The following is a 14,736-nucleotide window of genomic DNA, read 5'->3' as shown; positions in this document are numbered from 1 at the left end:
CGATACCGACTGACCCACCGCATCGCGAGCAGGCTCACTCCTACAGGGTTTTGCAGTGCTGCGCTGGGTTATGCGCACCAGAGAATCCTGTGGGAGCCGGGCTTGCCCGCGATAGCGGATTACCTGTACCGACGATACCGACTGACCCACCGCATCGCGAACAACCTCACTCCTACAGGGTTTTGCAGTGCTGCGCGGGGTTGTCTGGGGTACCTAAAAATTGATCTTGAACCCGAGCATCGCGTCACCCGTGGCTGTCGCCATCAAAGCCCTGGCGATATCCCGCCGACGCGGTAAACGTGGTGCGTCGATTGGCCTGGTAATCCACGCCCACGTTGACCTCGCCCCACGTGCCTTGAATGTCCGACTCGAACGGGATGTAACCCGACTCGGAGGAAAACTCGGTCTTCGGCTGGCCCTTGAATTCATGCCAGACACTCGGCCGTATCCACGCGTTGGTGCGCCGTGCGCTTTTATCGACGCCTTCGGTGTCCCAGTCCTTGGCGATGCGCACGCCGGCCCGGCCGATCAGTGAGTCGACGTCGCGAAAACGGATTTTCGCGCCGACGTCATCGCTGCTGTCGAGGTCGACATAGCTGTAGATCGCCTGCAATTGCGGTTCGACGTACCAGTCCTTGTCGACCTCGAACGGGTAGCCGTTTTCCAGCGACGCGGTGTAGCCCCAGCCACGGGTTTTCAGTTTGCCGAGGTCGTTGGGTTTGGCCTCGATGTCGAAGCGGTTGACCTGCAGCACACCGTCCAGGTACCAGCCGGACGGGCCGAAGTGCGTCCAGTAGGCGCCCACGCCGTAAGCCCGCAAGGTGTCTTCGCCGGCGGCGCGACGGGTGTAGTGGCTGACGCCGGCGTCGATCGTGCCGGCCGACAGGGAAATCCCGGCCTGCTCGTGACTGCCATCGGTTCTGACCTTGCGATAAAGGTCAGTGCCGACCTGAAAAGCCGTCAGGTCGTAGTTGTATTCGGGCGTATTGCCCAAGGCGTTTTTAGTGTCGCCATCCTGTTTACCACTGCGATAGATCACCCGCCCCCAGCCCATGGACGGCGCCAGCGTGGATTCATCGTCCTTGGGCAACGGATCGCCGGCATTCAGGCGTTCTTCGCCGACGCGCTCGTGCAGGGTGTCGACCATCGTCCGGCCGTAGACCAGCGCCAGCGCCGGAACCGCGCCGTACAACGACACTTCCGGCCGGTAATTGGGCACGTGCGCAGGCGTTGGCTCGGGATCAGGGCCTGGCGGATCATCCGGGGTCGGCGCATCCGAGCGCAGGTACCAGGTGTCCTTGGCGCTGCCGTCCTCGGCACCTTGTTGCAGGCGATACTCATACGGCCCGGCGACCACCCGGCGGGCCAGGCGGAACGCGTTGGGGTCGCTGGCCGCCTCGGTTTTATTGAGCAGTTCGACGACAGCGATGCCGTTGCCCTGAGTCAACTCACCCTGCCCACCGACATTGCTCACTGCCAATCCGGTGGCGCCGCCGCTGCCGGTGATGGTCGAGTCGACGACCAGCATGTCCGAGCGACTGTTCACCCCGCCGCCGTTCAACGTGGTGTTGAGCAACAGGCTGCCGCCGTTGGACACGAAGACCCCGCCACCGTCGGTGCCGGCCGTGTTCGCACCGCTGATCAGCAAGACATTGCCGACCGTGTTCCCGCCAGCGGCCAGGTCGAGGGTGCCGCTGTGGGTGAAACGGCTCACCCCGAGCAATTGCCCCTGCACCGCACCGCCCGGTGTCGGCGTGTTGGCCGCCTGGCCCAAGGGCAAATAGGCACCGCTGGCAGTGAAGTTGGCGATGCCCGTCGCCGGTTGCGCTGCCAAGCGAATGACCCCGCTGTTATCAATGCTGTTGTTGCCGGCCGAACCGAGATCACCGGTGGCGACACCCCAGGTATCACGCGTGCCGCTACCGCTACTGTCGACAAAGTTGCGCAGCGTCCAGGTGCCGCTGTTGCTGACGTTACTGCTGGCGCTCACCGCATTCACCGAACCGGTCATCTGCCCGGTGTTGTTCAGCGAAAACGCCGTGCCCGGCGTGGTCGCATCGGCGCGCACCGCGACATCGCTGAGCGCGCCGATCGTGCCGGCGTTGTTCAACGTTTGCGTCGCACCGCCGAGGGCCACGCCGCTGCTGTCTGCGCGCCCACCTTGCAGGGTCGCGGTGTTGCTGACACTGACCGTGCCGCCCTCGGTCAGCGCGTCGATGGCTGACGAGCCGCTGCCCTTGCTGGTAATCGCCCCGCTGTTGGTCAGCGAAAGGCTCGCCGCGCCTGAAGCCTGCGCAAGAATCCCCTGACTGTTGCTGACGCCAAGCGTCTGGATCGCCCCGCTGTTGACGATGGTTTGGCTGCCGCTGACCGACAACGTGCGAATACCGCGCTGCTGATCGCCGCGCGCGATCAACTCACCGCTGTTACTGACGTTCAGCGTGCCGACGCCGCTGCCGGCGTTGAACGCATTGCCCGCCAGAATCGCCGCGCCAGCGCCGTTGACATCGATCAGTGGCCCGGTAAACGTGACGCCGACATTGCCCCCCACAGTCAGCGCCTGTATGCCAAACGAACCGATGCCGGTGCCGTCGCCTGAGCCGGCATCGGAATGGGTAATGATCGTGCCGCCAGCGTTGACGTCGACCGTGCCCGTCGGCGCCTGGGTCGAGACATAAATGCCGTTGGCGTTGCTGTGCAGTGTTTCGATGCGGTCGCCGGAATAGTTGACCCGCACGTTGCCACCGGTCGAGTCGACCCGAATGCCGCCCGCACCAAAACCACTGGCAAAAATGTCGCCGGAATAATCGATCAGCACGTTGTTGTTTTCAGCGCTGACGATGATGCCGTAAGCCCGCGTGGTGTTGGGGCTGCCCAGTACGCTGAGATTGCCGCTGCCGGTGACCGTCGCATCGCCGGTACCGCGCTTGATGATGTAGATCGCCCTTGAACCGGCGGTGTTCGCGGTGCTGCCCACCGTGATCGGCGCGTTGTTGTCGATACTGATCGACCCGCTGCCACCGACGTTGTCGTTGGCGTAGATACCGTGGGCGGCACCGCCGGTAGTGGTGATCGCACCGTTGTTGACGATGGCGATACTGCCGACCGTGGAAAAGGAACGAATGCCGAAACCGTTGAGGCCATTGGTGCTGAGGGTGCCGTTATTGGTCAGGCGGGTATTGCCGGCGCCGCCTTCGGTGAAGAGGCCGAAGGCGTTCATGCCGATGGCTTGCACGCTGGCGGCGCTCACCACGGTGGTGTTGCCGTTGACCGCTCGGGTGTGAACCCCGGCGTGGTTGCCGATGCCGGCAGTCGGCAAGGTATCGTCGATGATCGGCAGCCCGGCAGACAGCGCATCGTCGTTGTTCACCAGAATACTCACCCCGGCACCCACATTGACGTTGCTCTCGCCACTGCCGGTGGCCTTGGTCCAGATGCCGTTACCGCCAAGCAAGGTGATTTGCCCGCTGCCTTGATGGCTGAGGTTGATCGCACCGCCGCCGCTGGCGTTGATGTCGATGCCATCGTGCTCGTTGCCGACCACGCTGTTGAGAATATTCAGCGTGGTGCCGGAACTGACCGAGAACGTCGACGACCCGCTGCCGGCGTTGGTGATTGCCAGGGCGTCGAGCCCACTCCCGCCGACGTTGACCGTGTTGGTACCGCCATCGACGGACAGGTCAGCGTTGCCGGTGCTGCCAATCACGTTGGCAAACACCGCGTTCGCGGCCGTGGGCGGAGTGCTGTCGATCGTCGTGCCGCTGAGGGTCAGCGTGGTGTTGGCGTTGTTGCCGCGGCTGAGCAGTGACGACCCCGCCGTGGTGGTAATGCTCGTCCCCGCTTGAGTACTGATCGCCGCATCGACAGTCGCAGCGGGCATACAGGTTTGCGAGACGTTATAGGCACCCGCCGCCAGCGGTCCGCAGGCGGCCTGCGCGTCTGTCAGCATCAGCGCATTGGTCATGGCGACCACCACGGCACTGCGCAGCAAATGCGGGGCAAACCCGCCGATGGAGTGCTCGCAAACACGTTGCATGAAAACCTCCTTGTCCGGTGTTATCCACGGCGAACGGGCCACGCTCGGCGCCACTTGAATGTTGCCTGCTGATCACAGCTATAGACCTTAGTAGTTATTTCCAAAGAAGGAGCAAAACCGCGCCGAGGCTTAATCCATTCATCACCGACATTGATCTGCAGCAATATCGGTAAACCGCTGCCGCCGTACTCTGTCTTTGCTGGATACAGCCGTGCTGTGCGCACGTCACAGGCCTGTGGCCAAGGTGGCGACAAATGAACAAAAAACGCATCGTCTGGGGGAGCATTCTCCTGGGGTTTCCGTGTGTCTTGCTGCCAGTGATTCTGATGGGCTACCTCGCCTGGATGCTCAATCTGGCGTCTGCTCAGCAGCGTCTGGAAACCCTCGCCGCCGTGGCCTCCAGCCGCGCCAACGGCACGTTCAACGAAGCCGCCGGGGCGCTGAAAGCCATCGCCGGTTCCCACCTGGTACCGTGCACGCCCGAGAGCATCGATGAGATGCGCCTGCTGACCATCAACACCTTCTCGGTGAAGTCAGTCGGCTATGTCGAGGAAGAGATTTACGCCTGCGGTTCCTGGGGGCCGGTCGGTCATCACGCCGTCCCTTGGCGCGAAGACTTCACCAGCGCCGATGGCGTGCGCGTGTCGCTCGGTGTGCAGTCACGCATCGTCCCGGCCAAACCGATGATGGCCCTGCAATATGCAGCGTTCAATGTGCTGGTCGACCCTGAGCAATTCCTCCAGGTGATGCTCGAAGACGATCTGCATCTGGCGGTCGCGACCGCGACCGGCCAACTGGTCAGCGCCTCGCGCCCGGGGGCCGAGCATTTTCTGAGTCGAGTGCACTCAGGCCCGCACGCAGGCCTTGAAGACGGTTATCTGTACACCCTCGTGCACAACGGCGACTGGGTGGCCATCGCCACGCTGTCGCGCCATGAATTGATGCAGGGGCTGGTCCGCCGGGAAATGCTGCTGTTGCCGATTGGCGGCTTGCTCGCCGGTGTGTTGATGTTGCTGATCATCCGCCGCACCCGGCAGCGCTTGTCGCCGCTGGCCGAGCTGAAACTGGCGGTGCGCAATCGCGAGTTCATCGTGCACTACCAACCGATCGTCAGCCTCAGCGATGGCGCCTGTGTCGGCGCCGAAGCACTGGTGCGCTGGCGCCATCCGGACGGCACGCTGGTGCGCCCCGATGCGTTCATTCCGCTGGCCGAGGACAGTGGCCTGATTTTGCCGATCACCGATCAGGTGATCGATGCGGTGATGCGCGACCTCGGTCCGCTGCTGGTCAAGGAACGGCAACTGCACGTGGCGATCAATCTGGCGGCCAGGGATGTCAGCAGCGGTCGTTTCCTGCCCGGTCTGGAAGCGGCTGCCCGCAACGCCGGCGTGCAGCAGAAGCAGATCTGGCTGGAAGCCACCGAACGCGGTTTTGTCGATATCGACGCCGCCCGCGCCACCGTCAATCAGGCGCGCTCGCTCGGTTATCTGGCAGCCATCGACGACTTCGGTACCGGGTTTTCCAGCCTTCAGCATGTGCAGCAATTGCCGCTGGACGTGCTGAAGATCGACAAGTCGTTCGTCGACAACATTTATCAGGATGCGGCGACCGGCTCCGTGACCGGGCACATCATCGAAATGGCCAAAAGCTTGCGGTTGAAGATCGTCGCAGAAGGCATCGAAACCGAGGCGCAACGCGATTACCTGCGCGACCACGGCGTGCATTACGGCCAGGGCTGGCTGTTCGGCAAACCGATGCCGGCCGAGGAGTTTCTGCGCTTTTATCGAACGCGCGCCAACGTGGTCATCGACCACGCGGCGCTGGAGGGTGTGGCCTGAGGTTAGAAGCGCGCCTTGACCGAGACCATGAAGTTGCGTGGATTACCGTAGTAGTTGCCGAAGGTGCGCAGAAGTTGACGAACGGTCTTTCGAATGTTCAGATGCCGCCCTGTTTCAGGTGTCCCATGCCGCCGTGCATGGGATGAAACGGGAAACCGGTACGTTCGAATCGAACAAGTCCGGTGCTGCCCCCGCAACGGTAGGCGCGTGATGCTTTCAACAAACCACTGTGGCCAGACGGCCATGGGAAGGTGAAAGCCTCGATACGCGCGAGCCCGGAGACCGGCCCGAAATGTCTGTTTGGCAAAATCCTGCGGTGGGCGGGCATGGGCCGGTATTGGCTGTGCGCGATGCCTTCTCCTGCATGCTCTTCTGCGAAGATCCTTTTCGAGAAGACAATGATTCGACCTTTCAACACCTCTGCTCCAACCCTTCTGTTTGGCTGCCTGTTCAGCCCTCTGTTGCTGGCCGACGACACGGCGCTGGAACTCAATCAGCAAATCGTTTCCGCCCCGTCGGTGGAGTCCACCACCGTCGCCGACATGGCGCATTACGGCAGCAAAGTCGAAATCGTCAGCCGCGAACAGATCGAACGCGCCGGGCCGAGTGCCGACGTCAGCCGGGTCATGCAGATGTTCATTCCCGGCCTCTACGTCGCGCCGAAAAACGGCCCGTTCGACTACGGCACTTATTCGCTGCTGGGCGGGCGCAATGACGACACGCTGATCCTGCTCGACGGCGTGCGCCTGAACAATCGCCTGTACGGCGGCCTCTATCTCGACACCCTGCCGGCCAACGCGATCGAGCGCATCGAAGTGCTCAAGGGTGGGCAGAGCCTGTTGTTCGGCACACAAGCGGTGTCGGGGGTGATCAACATCGTCACCCGCAGCCCGCAGTCGCGCCAAGCCATGGGCGAAGTGAATCTGGGCGTCGACACCTTCGGCGGCACCACCGAAGACGCGCGAGTGGAGAACATTTTCACCAACGGTTTTGGCGATCTGGGTTTGCTGGCGTACGTCAGCCACAACGTCTCCGACGGTTATCAACCGTATCGCAACCGCGACCTGAAAAACGTCACCGAGAAAAAGCGTGCCTACGAAGTCACCACGTTCGGTGGCAAGGCGATCCAGTCGTTCGGCGACGATTCGCGGCTGGAGCTGTTTTATCAATACGCCGACGCCAACCTCGATTTCGCCCGCCCGGTGGACAATCACAACACCACCAACGACCGTGTGCAGCAGATCGCTACCGCGACGTTCGAACAGAGCCTCAACGAGCGCTTCAGCTACTTCGTCAAAGGCCACATCAACGATTGGGACACGCGCTACACCCGGGTCAACAATGTCGAGGGCGGCGCCACCAAAGTCATCAATCACAACGACTACTGGGGTTTCACTGACTGGGGCGTGCAGGCCGAAGGCAAGGCTGAACTGCCCGGCGGCCATGTGCTGGTGTTCGGCAGCGACAACCAATGGTTCAAGGGTCAGGACGATGTGCTGATCATTGACAACGACAAGGCCGAAGCCCACGCGATCTATACGCAATTGCGCCCGCAGATCGACGCCCTGCCCGACTGGCATCCCAGCATCGGCGTCCGTCACGAGGCCATGGGCGGCGGCGACAGCGCCACGGTCGGCATGCTCACTTCGCTGTATGACCTCAACGACAACTGGTCGCTGCGCGGTCAATACGGCAGCGCCTACAAGCTGCCGAATGCCGAGCAACTGTTCGTCAACGAACCGGGCGACGAGCTCGGCAACCGCAACCTCAAACCGGAAAAAAGCCGCAACGCCGAGCTGGGCCTCGACTACAAAGGCTTTTTGCTCGACCGCGAATTCAGCGCCAGCGTGACCCTGTTCAAACGCAAGATCGACGACCTGATAACCCTCGACGACATTCAGTGGGTCAACGGTGAAGGGCAGATCCGCATGCGCGGTTTCGAGGCCGACGCCAAACTGGCGCTCAATGACCAATGGAGTGTGCAGGCGGACATGACCCGCAACCTCACCGAGTCGCGCACGGGCGTGACCATCAATGACATTCCGAGCTTCTTCGCCCGCTCGCGCGTGGGTTATGAGTCGGAAAATCGCCTGTGGGGCGCTGGCGGAGCGATCCGTTATATCCGCGACATCACCAGTTCGAAGCAGGTCGAGTACGGTCATTATTCGGTGGTGGATGCCGACGCCTATCGCTACCTCGACAGCGCCCATCAGCACCGCGTCAGCCTGTTGGTGGAAAACCTGTTCGACCGCGATTACGTCACCAGCCGTTCGAGCAACGTCGACAACCTCGGGCGGCCGCTCACCTCCGAAGTGCGCTACACGTATCGCTTCTGATGAGTGAGATCAAAACCATCGACGGCGTCGACACGCACCCGGACTGGTCGCACGTGCCGCCGCATGCCCGCCACGTGTTCATCTGCACCGGCCCGCGCTGCACTCAGCGCGGTGCCCAGCAGTTATGGAAAACCCTGCGCCGGCACTTGCTGGAACATGACCGCATCGAGACGCCGGGCGGCGTGTTGCTGACGCGCACGCATTGTCAGTTTCCGTGCAATTTGGGGCCGGTGCTGACGGTGTACCCGGAGACGTGCTGGTATGGCGTGCACAGCAAGGCTGACGTGCAGCGGTTGGTCGAGGTGCATCTGGTCGGCGGTGAGGTGGTCGAGGATTTGCTGATCAGAGCGCAGCCATGAAAACGCTTGGGTTATGCCTGGCAGCCCTGCTCGGCACAGCACCGGTATTGGCCGACAGTTACCGCAACTGCGGCGAAACCTGGAACGCCGCGCCGCCGTCACGGATCGTCGCGCTCAATCAGCACGCGGCGGACATCGTTCTGGCGCTGGGGGCCGGGCCTGCGCTGGTTGGCGTGGCGTATCTGGACGACACCGATTCCGGCCAGCGTCAGGCTGAGTACTTCGGCGTGCCGGTGATCGCCCGTCAGTACCCGGCCAGCGAGGTGCTGTACGCGCAGCGGCCGGACCTGGTGATCGGCGGCTTCGCCACCGCGTTTGGTGACGGCGTGACATCGCGCTCGGGGCTGGCGCGCAACGGCGTCGGCTCGTACTTGCTGGAGTCGGCCTGCGCCGGGCATTCACTGGATTACTTCGGGCATGTGCGCAACGACCTGCTGACCTTGGGCCAGTTACTCGACAAACAGCAGCAGGCTCGGCAACTGATCGACGCCATGGACGCGGACCTCGTCAGCGTGCGTGCGCTGGTCGGCACGGAAAAACCGCTGTCGGTGTTCTATCTCGACAGCGAAGTCAAAGGCCTCGACAGCGAAGGCCAGCGCGGTTTCGTCACCCCGCTGTTGGCCGCTGCCGGCGCCCGCAATGTGTTCGCCGAGATTAATTTGTACCGGGTGACGGTGAGCCGCGAAACCCTCCTCGCCAGCGACCCGGACGTGATCCTGCTAGCCGACGCCGAATGGTCACCGGCCCGCCGCAAACGCTATCTGCTGAGCCACGATCCGGTGCTGTCGCAACTGCGTGCCGTGCACGAAAACCGCCTGATCGACATCCCCTTCACGCACTTGCTGCCCACGCTGAACAGCGGGCGGGTTGCGCTCGATCTGGCGCGCAAACTCGCGGCGCTCGATAAAAATAAATGAACCCGCCCCGCCACACGCCACCTAACGCATAGACCATCAGGAGGTAGCCAATGCATATCGAAACCGTGTGGATCGTACTGGCGGCAGTTCTTCTGCTTATCGAGCTTTGGGCCATCAATCGGGTGCGCAAGAGCGAGGGAAAATCGAGTAACAAGGGCGTGTGGATCGTATTGATCGTGTTTGTACCGCTGTTCGGCTTGATTGCGTGGGCATTGGCCGGGCCCAAGCATGTCACCCACACTTCTGCCTGATATTGCCAACCACCCTGAACTCCGGTTGTAGTACCGTCATCGGTCGACAACACGGAGGTGGCGGGCATGGGCAAGGGAGCAAACAAGCGCATCGTGGTGATTGGCGCCGGCATCGTCGGCGCCTCGCTGGCGTATCACCTGGCGGCGAAAGGCGCGCAGGTTACGGTGATCGAGGCCGGTGAGATCGCGAGCGGTGTCACCGGGCGTTCATTTGCATGGATCAACACCACCCACCTCGGGCACGACCCGATCGCATTGCTGCGTGGCACGGCGATCGACGCGTACCACCGTCTCGAAACACAGCTGCCAGCGCTGAACATTCGCTGGACCGGTGCGCTGTCTTATTCTGCAGACGTGATAAAGGCTTGCGGCGCCTCGGCGTCAGTATCGCTATTATCGCGCGCCGAGATTCAGCGCCTTGAGCCCAACCTCAAACATCCTCCGCAGCAGGCTTTGTACAAAGCTGAAGAAGGTGCGCTCGACGCGGTACAGGCGACCCATGTGCTGATCGCCGCCGCTCAGGCGCTTGGCGCGAAGTTACTGACGCAGACCCCGGTGTCGGGGTTTACCACGCAAAACTCCACCGTGACCGGCGTCGAGACCGCAACGGGCAGCATCGCTGCCGATACGGTGATTCTCGCAGCGGGCACCGGCACCCTCCCCCTGGCAGCAATGCTCAACATCAGCCTGCCACTGGCAGCCTCCCCGGCGATGTTCATCCGCTACAAGGCTCAGGCGGATATGGTCAACGGCATCATCTCCAGCCCTGCCATGGAAGTGCGCCAGGGCGCCGATGGAACATTGCTCGCCGCAGAAGATTACGTGAGCGATGCGCCCGAGCATCAGCCCATGGCCATCGCGCTACAAACCGCCAAAGCCATTCAGCACGAACTTGGCGCGATCACCGCCATCGAGCCGGAAGCCGCGTGCATCGGGCTCAGGCCCATGCCTGAAGACGGCGTGCCCATTGTCGGTTATCTGCCCGGCATCGGCGGCGCCTACGTCTGCGTCATGCATCCCGGCGTTACCTTGGCAGCGACGGTGGGTCGTCTGGTCAGCGAAGAGATCGTCGATGGAGCGCTCGCAGCGGCGCTGGTGCCGTGCCGTCCGCAACGATTCCTGGAAAAATCGACAAGTGTTTGATTTACACTTGCGCACTTTTAAAGAGAATGCACATGGACGTCATCAAGCCAATCCCCCCCGCCGACTGCGCCAACATGCAGGACATTCGCCGAGAAATCGATCGACTCGATCACCAGGTCATCGAGCTGCTGGGCCAGCGCTTTCAGTACGTGCTGGCGGCCTCGAAATTCAAGACCTCGGCGACGTCGGTGCGTGCGCCGGAGCGCTTCAACGCCATGCTGGCGATCCGTCGTGAATGGGCTGAGGCCGAGGGCTTGAACCCGGATGCCATCGAGAAAATGTACAGCGATCTGGTCAACCATTTCATCGCTGAAGAGATGAAGCATTGGGCGGCGCTTCAATCGGACTCCCCGCAGTAACCCGAGTGTTCGACGATGAAAATCTACAGCCCGATGTTCTGGTCCCTCGACCAAGGCATTGACTACAGCGCGCCGATTATCCAGCTTGCGGACATTGTGCCGCGCGCGGGTCAAACAACCTTCGCGTATTTCGACCACCACGACACGCTGCACATCGGTGAAACCCTGCAGCTCATCTGGTGCCCGCCCGTTTCGGACTTGAATGGCTGGAGTGAACAACCCTCGGAAATCGCCCATAGCTACTTGTTGCAAGCCCGCGTCGTCAGGCCGGTGCCATCTTCAGCGTCCTCGATGCATCTGAGCAGGGGCAAACATCGCTTTGAACTCAGTGTTCTGTCCCGCGAGAACCTGCTCTCGGCGCTGCGCGCACTGCCGGAGGACTCAGGCGCATGGCATTTGCAGCACAATGCGCTGACGTGGGAGGAGCTGACCGCGTGTGGCACTGCTGTCGTCGACGGCTTGACCTACCTGAACGCGAGCGCCAGGCACGAAGCGTTTATGGAGTTGATTCTTGAGGTCACCGAGGAGCAGATTGTCGGTTTTTTCTCCTTGCACAGCGACCCCGGCGGCATGTATCAGCAAATCGGCAGGAAACGCTTCACGGGCGAAGAACTGCGCATCGTCCGCCACGCACTCGACACGGCACACGTACTGCATGACACCCAGGACGCGTACCTCGCGACGGGCGATTAACTTTGAAACGGAAGTCTACTCATGCTCGAACGCAACACACTGGTTCCGGAACTGATGGTCAGCGACCTGCAAGCCAGTCTGGCATTCTGGGTGGCTTGCCTGGGATTCAATATCGCCTACCAACGCGCCGAAGACGGCTTCGCCTACCTCGACCTGAATGGCGGGCAAGTGATGCTTGAACAGGTTGATCCGAGCGCCGGGCAGTGGTTGACTGCAGCGCTGAGCAAGCCGTTTGGGCGAGGCATCAACCTGCAGATCGACGTGGTGGCAGTTGCTCCCATCCTCAACAATCTGGAGCAGGCAGGGTTCGGCCTTTTCCGAGCCTGCAAAGACACCTGGTATCGGGCTGACAGTGTCGAGGTCGGCCAGCGCGAATTCATCGTCCAGGACCCGGATGGCTATCTCGTCCGATTGGTTGAACGCCTGGGCGAACGAACCATTTGTCCTGGCTGAGACACCGCTCGACGATCACCCCAACTTCAAGGAGCGTTATCCGCCATGGAAGCCACCATCATTTACCGAATCGCCACGGCGCAAGATGCACTGACGATGTGTGAGTTGGGCCAACTGCTCAATTCGGTGCACCACGACGCCCGCCCCGACATCTACGCAGCCGCCACTGAAGACTATTCGCGTGACTTACCGCACTGGTCCGGTATTTTCGAGAAACCCGGTCAAGTGGCGTTTCTCGCCACTGTCGATGGTCAAGCCGCCGCGTTCATTACCGCCAACCTGTCGGCCAGCGCCGGGCCGCTGATGCAGCCGCAGAATGTCGTGCGCATTGGCTCGGTGTGTGTCGCCGAGCCGTTCTGGGGCAAAGGCATCGGTCGCGGTCTGATGCAACGCGTCAAGGACTGGGCCATCGAACACGACGCCCAGGATTTGCGGCTGACAGTCTGGCCGTTCAACGAACGCGCCATACGGATTTACGCGGAGTTCGGCTTCGAGCACCGCGCCATCGAGATGGGCCTGCGCTTGTCATGACCCGCAGAAGCCGAATCGTGTGGGCCATCCTCGGACTGCTGGTCTTCTACGCCGGACTCTGGGGCATGTCCCAATGGTGGGAGAAGGCCCTGGCCAAACGCGACGGAGCCGCTGACTACAGTCCAGACGGCTGCTTCCGCGTGCAACTGTTCAAACCGTTTTGGCTGTTGCCGAGTTCGTTTCATCCGCAGTCGCCACCGGACGGATCACTGGAGCGCAGTTGGTTCGTCAGGTGGGAATACCCGCGATTTTTTCGCTTGTATGATAATCGCAACGACCAAGTGCTCGGCGAGAGCATGATCTACGACCTCGTGGCGTATGGCGCACCCTTGCGCTGGGGGCACGGCAGCGACCTCGACGTCAGTGCCGGGATGATCGAGATTGGCACCACGACAGCTGACTGCTCGTTCAATCGGCAAGACGTGCAGGTGGCACAATCACTGATTGGCAGTTCGGCGCTGGCCTCCCGTGCAGCCCTTCCCTACCGGACATTGAAACAATGGATCGACGCGAATCTTCCCCCGCCACCGACTGGGTCATCCGCAATGCCCAACCCGGTCAGGTAGAGCGAATCGAGGCCTGGTTCGGTGGGCATGGCTATGACCCGCACCGGCACGACACCTACTCCATCGGCCGCACGCTGGCGGGGGTGCAAAGCTTTCATTACAAGGGCTCGCTGCGTCACGGCGTACCCGGCAACACGCTGATCCTGCACCCCGATGAACTGCACGACGGCAGCGCCGGCACAGCGGCAGGCTTTCGCTATCGCATGGCCTACATCGATCCGGCCCTGATTCAACAGGTCCTCGGCGGCGAGCCACTGCCCTACATTGCGGGCGGTTTGTCGAGCGATCCGCGCCTGTACCGGGCCAGCGCAACGTTTGTCCAGGCCATGGACCATCCGCTCGACGCGCTGGAAGAACAGGACGCGCTGTTTGATCTGGCCACCGCCATGAGAGCCGTCGCCGGCAAACCGCGCGGGCGCAAACTGCTGGATTACCGGGCGGCCGAGCGGGCCCGGGAATTCATCCTGGCACACCTCGACCTGGGGATTACCCTGGAGATGCTTGAACACGCCAGCGGCCGCGAGCGCTGGAGCCTGTCGCGCGACTTCCGGGTGCTGTTTGGCACCAGCCCCTATCGATTCGTGACCTTGCGCCGTCTGGATCAAGTCCGCGCCCTGGCGCTCGACGGCTTCAGCCTGGTCGACGCCGCGCTGGCCGCAGGCTTCCATGATCAAAGCCACATGACCCGCCACTTCACCCGTTGTTACGGCGTATCGCCGTCGCGCTGGCTGGAGCGCATGCGCGCGCACCGTCCACTTGCAGGATCGTACAAGCCGCGCAACCCACCCCTTCGCTAGGCTGACGACTCCCGACTCTTAGAGGATTCGTCATGCACTTCACTTGCGCCAAACCCAACCTGCAACCCGTCAACCTGGCGCACAAGGCCGCGCTGATCGATCGCCAATGGAGCCCGCGCGTCGTCGCCGAAATGAACGACTACCAGTTCAAAGTCGTGCGCATCGAAGGTGAATTCATCTGGCACACCCACGCCGACACCGACGAGGCGTTTCTGGTGATCGAGGGCACGCTGCGCATTGACTTGCGCGAAGGCTGTGTCTACGTAAAACCGGGCGAGTTGTATGTCGTGCCGCGTGGCGTTGAGCACCGCACGGCCGCCGAGGGTGAGGCCCGCGTGATGATGATCGAGCCTCGGGGTGTGTTGAACACGGGCGATGAGGGGGGCGAACGCACCGCCGATAATGACGTGTGGATCTGACAGCCCTGTCGGAATTCGCGCAGGCGTCTACGCTCACT

Annotated in this window: 14 protein-coding genes and 1 riboswitch; of the genes, 13 read left to right on the top strand and 1 reads right to left on the bottom strand. The window is 62.1% G+C overall.

Annotation, left to right across the window (positions count from 1 at the left end; genetic code table 11):
- Positions 1–244: 244 nt before the first annotated feature.
- Entirely contained in the window at positions 245–4,036 is a 3,792-nt protein-coding gene (locus tag EJA70_RS19180) for an autotransporter outer membrane beta-barrel domain-containing protein (RefSeq protein WP_256677709.1), read from the bottom strand.
- A gap of 254 nt (positions 4,037–4,290) precedes the next feature.
- Between EJA70_RS19180 and EJA70_RS19175 the strand changes: the two genes are divergently transcribed.
- The 13 genes from EJA70_RS19175 (at position 4,291) to EJA70_RS19115 (ending at position 14,698) form a co-directional block, all read left to right on the top strand.
- The gene (locus EJA70_RS19175) at positions 4,291–5,874 is read left to right on the top strand and encodes an EAL domain-containing protein (protein ID WP_158832777.1); all 1,584 of its coding nucleotides are present in this window, start codon (positions 4,291–4,293) and stop codon (positions 5,872–5,874) included.
- Between the two features lie 99 nt (positions 5,875–5,973).
- Positions 5,974–6,180: riboswitch (cobalamin riboswitch) on the top strand.
- Positions 6,181–6,272: 92 nt separating this feature from the next.
- Positions 6,273–8,210, top strand: coding sequence for a TonB-dependent siderophore receptor (locus EJA70_RS19170; RefSeq protein WP_158832775.1), 1,938 nt, complete (start codon positions 6,273–6,275; stop codon positions 8,208–8,210).
- Entirely contained in the window at positions 8,210–8,569 is a 360-nt protein-coding gene (locus EJA70_RS19165; RefSeq protein WP_158832773.1) for a ferredoxin, read from the top strand. Before EJA70_RS19170 ends, EJA70_RS19165 begins: the two co-directional genes overlap by 1 nt.
- The gene (locus tag EJA70_RS19160; protein ID WP_158832771.1) at positions 8,566–9,486 is read left to right on the top strand and encodes an ABC transporter substrate-binding protein; all 921 of its coding nucleotides are present in this window, start codon (positions 8,566–8,568) and stop codon (positions 9,484–9,486) included. The genes EJA70_RS19165 and EJA70_RS19160 overlap by 4 nt, the downstream gene beginning before the upstream one ends.
- A 50-nt stretch (positions 9,487–9,536) precedes the next feature.
- Positions 9,537–9,737, top strand: coding sequence for a PLDc N-terminal domain-containing protein (locus EJA70_RS19155; protein WP_158832769.1), 201 nt, complete (start codon positions 9,537–9,539; stop codon positions 9,735–9,737).
- Between the two features lie 66 nt (positions 9,738–9,803).
- Positions 9,804–10,880: an FAD-binding oxidoreductase gene (locus EJA70_RS19150; protein WP_158832767.1), complete on the top strand. Its 1,077-nt coding sequence runs from the start codon at positions 9,804–9,806 to the stop codon at positions 10,878–10,880.
- Between the two features lie 32 nt (positions 10,881–10,912).
- Complete coding sequence (locus EJA70_RS19145; RefSeq protein ID WP_158832765.1) at positions 10,913–11,239, top strand: isochorismate lyase; 327 nt, start codon at positions 10,913–10,915, stop codon at positions 11,237–11,239.
- Positions 11,240–11,254: 15 nt separating this feature from the next.
- Positions 11,255–11,932, top strand: a complete 678-nt coding sequence (locus EJA70_RS19140; RefSeq protein ID WP_158832763.1) for a hypothetical protein — start codon at positions 11,255–11,257, stop codon at positions 11,930–11,932.
- A 21-nt stretch (positions 11,933–11,953) separates the two neighbouring features.
- Positions 11,954–12,385 (top strand): VOC family protein, encoded by a 432-nt coding sequence (locus tag EJA70_RS19135; RefSeq protein ID WP_158832761.1) that lies wholly within the window; start codon positions 11,954–11,956, stop codon positions 12,383–12,385.
- A gap of 45 nt (positions 12,386–12,430) precedes the next feature.
- Positions 12,431–12,916 carry a GNAT family N-acetyltransferase gene (locus tag EJA70_RS19130; protein WP_158832759.1) on the top strand — a complete coding sequence of 162 codons (486 nt, stop codon included), beginning with the start codon at positions 12,431–12,433 and terminating at the stop codon, positions 12,914–12,916.
- Positions 12,913–13,482, top strand: coding sequence for a hypothetical protein (locus EJA70_RS19125; protein ID WP_306109899.1), 570 nt, complete (start codon positions 12,913–12,915; stop codon positions 13,480–13,482). Before EJA70_RS19130 ends, EJA70_RS19125 begins: the two co-directional genes overlap by 4 nt.
- Positions 13,416–14,279, top strand: coding sequence for an AraC family transcriptional regulator (locus tag EJA70_RS19120; RefSeq protein WP_008085608.1), 864 nt, complete (start codon positions 13,416–13,418; stop codon positions 14,277–14,279). Before EJA70_RS19125 ends, EJA70_RS19120 begins: the two co-directional genes overlap by 67 nt.
- Positions 14,280–14,311: 32 nt before the next feature.
- Positions 14,312–14,698, top strand: a complete 387-nt coding sequence (locus tag EJA70_RS19115) for a cupin domain-containing protein (RefSeq protein ID WP_158832757.1) — start codon at positions 14,312–14,314, stop codon at positions 14,696–14,698.
- Positions 14,699–14,736: the final 38 nt, after the last annotated feature.

It is taken from the genome of Pseudomonas sp. PB103, assembly GCF_009764635.1.
In the GTDB taxonomy this organism is placed as follows: domain Bacteria; phylum Pseudomonadota; class Gammaproteobacteria; order Pseudomonadales; family Pseudomonadaceae; genus Aquipseudomonas.
Note: the sequence above shows the minus strand (reverse complement) of the source record. Positions and strands in the feature narration are given on the sequence as shown.

Excerpts from the sequence above, each read along its gene's own strand:
- EJA70_RS19145 (WP_158832765.1), top strand. The coding sequence starts at position 10,913 with ATGGACGTCATCAAGCCAATCCCCCCCGCCGACTGCGCCAACATGCAG.
- EJA70_RS19130 (WP_158832759.1), top strand. The coding sequence starts at position 12,431 with ATGGAAGCCACCATCATTTACCGAATCGCCACGGCGCAAGATGCACTG.
- EJA70_RS19165 (WP_158832773.1), top strand. The coding sequence starts at position 8,210 with ATGAGTGAGATCAAAACCATCGACGGCGTCGACACGCACCCGGACTGG.
- EJA70_RS19125 (WP_306109899.1), top strand. The coding sequence starts at position 12,913 with ATGACCCGCAGAAGCCGAATCGTGTGGGCCATCCTCGGACTGCTGGTC.
- EJA70_RS19150 (WP_158832767.1), top strand. The coding sequence starts at position 9,804 with ATGGGCAAGGGAGCAAACAAGCGCATCGTGGTGATTGGCGCCGGCATC.
- EJA70_RS19140 (WP_158832763.1), top strand. The coding sequence starts at position 11,255 with ATGAAAATCTACAGCCCGATGTTCTGGTCCCTCGACCAAGGCATTGAC.
- EJA70_RS19135 (WP_158832761.1), top strand. The coding sequence starts at position 11,954 with ATGCTCGAACGCAACACACTGGTTCCGGAACTGATGGTCAGCGACCTG.
- EJA70_RS19155 (WP_158832769.1), top strand. The coding sequence starts at position 9,537 with ATGCATATCGAAACCGTGTGGATCGTACTGGCGGCAGTTCTTCTGCTT.
- EJA70_RS19170 (WP_158832775.1), top strand. The coding sequence starts at position 6,273 with ATGATTCGACCTTTCAACACCTCTGCTCCAACCCTTCTGTTTGGCTGC.
- EJA70_RS19115 (WP_158832757.1), top strand. The coding sequence starts at position 14,312 with ATGCACTTCACTTGCGCCAAACCCAACCTGCAACCCGTCAACCTGGCG.
- EJA70_RS19175 (WP_158832777.1), top strand. The coding sequence starts at position 4,291 with ATGAACAAAAAACGCATCGTCTGGGGGAGCATTCTCCTGGGGTTTCCG.
- EJA70_RS19180 (WP_256677709.1), bottom strand. The coding sequence starts at position 4,036 with ATGCAACGTGTTTGCGAGCACTCCATCGGCGGGTTTGCCCCGCATTTG.
- EJA70_RS19160 (WP_158832771.1), top strand. The coding sequence starts at position 8,566 with ATGAAAACGCTTGGGTTATGCCTGGCAGCCCTGCTCGGCACAGCACCG.
- EJA70_RS19120 (WP_008085608.1), top strand. The coding sequence starts at position 13,416 with ATGGATCGACGCGAATCTTCCCCCGCCACCGACTGGGTCATCCGCAAT.